Raw genomic sequence first — 5,109 nt, forward strand, 5'->3', positions numbered from 1 at the left:
CATCGTAATTAACATGACACCAATCTAATATGCTGGATTATGTCTACTCAGCATAGCAGAATGTGACATCTCTAAATTGGGGAAATGTGACATTACTATATTGGATCTACACTGTCTTCACCAATTGTAAATGTCCACTCAGAACTCTCATCAGGAAAACGAACAAAATTTTCACCTTTATGTGAAAATATTTCTACGCTACCTAATTTGATAGAAACTATATTCTCAATCACTTGTGCAGGTGAGTTTTTCACCCTATAGCCTAAACGCCATGGTATTGGTGTAATAGTCCTATTAGTTTGATCAATAACTCCATAATTACTTGCCCACACGTACGGACGACTTGAAAGATTAAAAGATCTACGTGATAAATGAGCTGAATACCATGAAACTATTACAGCCACTGCTGCAATGCATATAGGTGTATATAACGCAACTAAATCACTACTTGGCCAGTTCTCAATAAATATTTTAAATGGCTCCATTACTTCACTACTCTCCTGAAACATAAGGCCTTTAGCAGGCGCATTTATGTAGTTAATTATTTTGTCCAAGCGTAGCGTTCGGCACAAAAGAAGCGACGGAATAAATGTCGCTCTGGCTAAACTTGTTAAGTGTTTTAGAAACCCAATATTGTTCCGATTGTTTGGACAAAACCGATTGCACCGCCAACAGTTGCAGAGCCCTGAATAATAGACCACAAACCTTGAATTTTACCTGAGTTTGGTTCTAACTTTTGAAGTTCGGCGGTTAATTTGTCGATATTTTTAACAAGTGTTTCATTTGATTGTACTTCAGGCACAATTCGAAGCTGTTGCAATAAATAAAATATATCCGAACCTGCCGAAGCACCTGCACCTATTGCTATAGAGTTTGGACCGGCTGAGGCATCACGACCAATCGCCATTGGTGTATTAATAATTGTATTGCCTCGATCATCAGTTGGGCCAATAACAACTGAACCTTCACCTATTTCTCCTGACACTTTACCTATTACAACAGTGTCTTTTCCAGTTTTTATATTGTTCGCCATGATGCTTCCTTAATTCGACACTTAACAGCTTATTCAATAACAGCAGGATAAACTTCCAAACCGATTACTTTTATGCAGCTAGAGTACACTCACAACTCATTGTTGTAAAATCGTAAAATGCTAAAGTAAGCGGTTGATAAGTATGAGGCAATAAAAGGAAAAATAGATAGGTTTATGATGGGTAACTCTACCAGTGATAAGGCTTTTTTATCAGTGGTAGATGAGAAGAGCTAAATGAACCGCCCTGTTCGGAGCCGCAAGCAGCGTGGTGTGGGGGCTGGAGGTTAGATACCTCTAGCTACCCGACTAGCTTTTTACCTGAGATTTATGAGCTTCGATTAAAGTCAGAGCCAACTGTCTTAATTTGTAGAAATACTCTACAGCTTCTTTTATTGTTGGAAGAAAATATTCAGAGTCATGGGTAAGTTCATTTCTACGATCGGTTAGTTCTATAAGAAGCTCTAAAGTTAAAGGATCAACTTGTCCTTCCCATGCTTTTCGTTTCTTCTTGTTTATAGGACCATCAAACGTAGATAGGTATTCTTTGAATAGCTCAAACTGTTCTATTATTGCTAATTTCGCAAGAACAGGCTCTACTCGAGACTCATGTTCATCCTTAGGAGGAAGTGGAATCTTAACACCACCATTTTCTGACACTTTAGGGTTCTCGCCTAAAACGAGCTGAGCTGTCATAGCAAACTCTTTACTCGTTTTAAAACAATATGGATAAGACCGGTCGATATCAGGCATATTAGCTGGAGACGATATGAATGGCCCTTCTTTCCACGCAAGATTGTCTTTTCCGATACAATTAAACTCAGTCATTTTTTCAGCAGATCTAGCGTAATCGAAAGTCATAGTAGCAGACAGCATCGCTTTACCTGATTTATCTAAATAGTTTTCCATTAATCCCTCAAAAAAAAGCTAACGTCTTATTGAATGGCAGCAGGATAACGTTCTTAGCTGCTCACTTAATACTGCAAGATACCATTGTTAAATATTTGATGCAAAAAGGCGCATATCTACCAGTGATAAGGATCATTATCACTGGTTTCCATAAGTTGAGATTCAGAGTTATAAATGAACAGTGGTTTAGGCTGGAGGTTTGGTGCCTTGGTGCCTCCGGCTACCTGATTATGTATTTTTAGTAGTGAGAGTGATAGCTGTCTGCATAATCATGCGAGTGCCCCTCTTCTGAATAATCATAATCGTGGTTGTGGTCATGTGAATGTCCTTCCGCTGAATAATCATAATCGTGAGCATGCATTTTACTAGCATAAACCTCTTCATGTTCATGGTAAAACTCTGCGTAATCATAATAGTGGTCATGATTGTCAAGTTCATATGTAAGGTAGGCATTCCAAACTGCTATAACCAATACAAGAGATAATACTAATTTATTTTTTAAGCAGTAATCTTTCAACTTATTTATATTATTCATTATTTATATACTCAACACATGATGTCGCCAATTATGGAAACAAATAACCGCTATTTAATAGCAACACAATAACGTCCTACATGAAAATATAGTGCAGAAAGAATCATAATCAACTAACTAATGGGTCTAACGCTATCAGTGATAAGGTTCTTATCACTGGCCAATTTCTGACTTGCTATAATTACTCTGTGGTGTTTACAGGGACGTTGTTATGTACACGGAGTTCAGAGAATGTTTGCATGATGAAATTGCAATCATGCAAGATATGGGTACCCATATCGCAGGCAGTACAATCAAATATTACGAGACTATTTACGCTCATGGCCAAAACCCTTGTCCCGCTTGTTTCATTCGTAGGAACAACTGCATTGCAATGGTATGCGTGATCCATGCAGACATCTTTGAGTGTCCTGAATGTGGGGAATTTATTGAAGTCGGCTACCAGTGATAATGGGGCTTATCATCTCTACCAGTGATAACAGATGTTATCACTGTTCAATTCCTGAAATGACCTTTTCAACTTTGCGACACAAACCTCATTTTTATCACTTTTAACGAATAATGCTTGCATTGGCAATGTGTTAACTGTAATTCTGTCCTCTTTTTTCATTAACAAAGGATTGTGATGAGTTGTCAATGTTATTACTGTGTTTCAACGAGAAATAAAAGGCCTGTTAGCCCCTCATTTCCTACAGAGAAATTGACGCATAAAGAGAAGAACTTAAGACAGCAAAAATTGCGGCACCAAGAAGCGATGGAGAACAGCAAATACGATCCCGTTAGTGACGCTAGACATGCTGCACACAGAGAAAGGATATTAGCGAAAAAGCGAGCAGCGGCAGAAGCCGAACAAGCTGCGTCTACCCAAAAGCAATCAATGTTAGCCCCTACGTTGGCCGCAGCTAGTTTAGCAACTGTGGCTAGTCAAAGTCAGGCAGGGGTAAAAATGAACCCGAATAATATGCATTGGCCAGCGGAGGATTTTACAACCCGTGAGCGTTATGACATTGAATGGGATTTTTCTAATCAAGATACGGTTTCACTGGCTTTATTAACGCTGGATGAGGCTGAGGAATACCTTGAAAATCTGCAACAAAATAGTGCCTATGACAATATGTCAGAAGGGAAAAATTACACGGGGTTAGCGATGGGCTTAAAATCGGCTCACTCACTCGGTAAAACATTGAACTCTTTTGGGGCTACGGCCAGTGCAGTCGTGATAAATGGTGTTGAGCATATTGTTATCGAAAACTACAAGCCTAAATATTTAGACTTAGGGACACGCTGGCAAAGAAGCACACCACAAATGCTTAAAATGGGGCTGGCTTTAAACACCTTGAAAGGAAATAAGGCATTTTTCAAGTCAAATATCATTGTTGAAATAGCCTTTAGTGGTGCGGTGAATGCAGCCGACTATATGATGAATGACGAAGTGACATTAAGAGAAGTTGTTAAACGTTTTTCAGCCGATGTGGCTAAAGGGGTTGTAACTGGTGTAGCTGCTCAAGGTACTGTTCTTTTGGGTTCAAGTGCTGCGGCTTTGGCTGGTTTTTCCATTCCTGTTGCTGGGCAAGTTGCGCTTTTTGCCTTCGCTTGTTTTGGTATTGGATATGCTGTTTCTGATTTAGATAATGAATATCAATATACCGAGGGTATGTTAGAAAAAATAGAAGGGCTAATAGATGAAATTAATGAAGAATAAAAAGACTGAAAAGTTAAAAGAAGTATTTTGTTTTTTGATAGGAACAGTGATCTTTCTTTTTTTTGCTTATATGTCTATTGGTTTTTTAGATGTTTACAACAGTGTTGGTGAAGCCAGTAGAATAAAGGTCGGTGGTTTATTAAATAACATCTCTGTTTGGGTATTATCAGGATTCTTCTTTTTTGTCTTGTTTTGTCTACTTTACAAAATAATTCAAAATAAGGTTATATGGTTACCTATAGGTACCTTCTTATTAATTTTCTCTATTACTGGTGGGATCATAGGCTTGGTTTTAGACTCTATGACACGAGAAAAAGTGAAAGAGTTGGGTTATCAAGAATGCCGCAATGAAGCGTATTTTTCACGTAATGCGTCTTATAAAATTTTTGTGTTATCTCAGGCTGATTGTGAAGTGAAAAAATAAAATAACGCTACCAGTGATAAACAGTCTTTATCACTGGTCCTTATCGGCCAATTTGAATATTTACAGAATATAGACTAAAGTTTAGTATGAGTGGACTCCTGAATCTCACTCAAATCCATTAAAGCAAAAACCTCAAGCCCCGATATCCATGTCGGGGCTTTTTTTTATTTATGACCTATATAGCCATCACTACTTGATGACGCTATAAACCACTAACAAAGCCCACAACATCACTCACGATCCCATATTCATAAATGTTGACTAAAATAGATGAACACCCACGGACATAAGGACATGCCATGGCACTCATTCAGTGCAGCCAATGCCAACATCACATCTCAAAGAAAGCCGCCACCTGCCCCCAATGCGGCCACCCGAATGAACAACTAGACATCACCCCAAAAGAACGCAAAGTCTCATTACTACTCTTTCTCGGCATCGCCTTCGTCCCCTATATCTTCTCTTGGTTCACCTTACGCAAAGGCTATCGGCTCATGACACAAGTCATT

General features: G+C 38.7%; 7 protein-coding genes and 1 pseudogene. 4 read left to right on the plus strand and 4 right to left on the minus strand.

Translation table 11 applies throughout. From position 1 onward, the window contains the following. Positions 1-95: 95 nt before the first annotated feature. From L2764_RS25645 to L2764_RS25660, 4 genes are all read right to left on the minus strand, one after another. Positions 96-485, minus strand: coding sequence for a hypothetical protein (locus L2764_RS25645; protein WP_248943191.1), 390 nt, complete (start codon positions 483-485; stop codon positions 96-98). Between the two features lie 134 nt (positions 486-619). Continuing rightward, a complete protein-coding gene (locus L2764_RS25650) occupies positions 620-1,033 on the minus strand; it encodes a hypothetical protein (protein WP_248943192.1) in 414 nt (137 codons plus the stop codon). 306 nt (positions 1,034-1,339) lie between these two features. After that, positions 1,340-1,939 (minus strand): hypothetical protein, encoded by a 600-nt coding sequence (locus L2764_RS25655; protein ID WP_248943193.1) that lies wholly within the window; start codon positions 1,937-1,939, stop codon positions 1,340-1,342. Positions 1,940-2,177: 238 nt separating this feature from the next. After that, positions 2,178-2,474: a sulfite exporter TauE/SafE family protein gene (locus L2764_RS25660; protein WP_248943194.1), complete on the minus strand. Its 297-nt coding sequence runs from the start codon at positions 2,472-2,474 to the stop codon at positions 2,178-2,180. A gap of 211 nt (positions 2,475-2,685) precedes the next feature. Between L2764_RS25660 and L2764_RS25665 the strand changes: the two genes are divergently transcribed. The 4 genes and pseudogenes from L2764_RS25665 to L2764_RS25680 all read left to right on the plus strand — a co-directional run. Continuing rightward, the gene (locus L2764_RS25665) at positions 2,686-2,922 is read left to right on the plus strand and encodes a hypothetical protein (RefSeq protein ID WP_248943195.1); all 237 of its coding nucleotides are present in this window, start codon (positions 2,686-2,688) and stop codon (positions 2,920-2,922) included. 177 nt (positions 2,923-3,099) lie between these two features. After that, entirely contained in the window at positions 3,100-4,176 is a 1,077-nt protein-coding gene (locus L2764_RS25670) for a hypothetical protein (protein ID WP_248943196.1), read from the plus strand. Beyond that, on the plus strand, positions 4,157-4,600 hold the full coding sequence (locus L2764_RS25675; RefSeq protein WP_248943197.1) for a hypothetical protein: 444 nt from the start codon (positions 4,157-4,159) through the stop codon (positions 4,598-4,600). Before L2764_RS25670 ends, L2764_RS25675 begins: the two co-directional genes overlap by 20 nt. A 299-nt stretch (positions 4,601-4,899) precedes the next feature. Continuing rightward, positions 4,900-5,109: pseudogene (locus L2764_RS25680) on the plus strand (hypothetical protein); the annotation flags it as partial.

Origin of the sequence: Shewanella surugensis, assembly GCF_023284005.1 — a bacterium.
In the GTDB taxonomy this organism is placed as follows: Bacteria; Pseudomonadota; Gammaproteobacteria; order Enterobacterales; family Shewanellaceae; genus Shewanella; species Shewanella surugensis.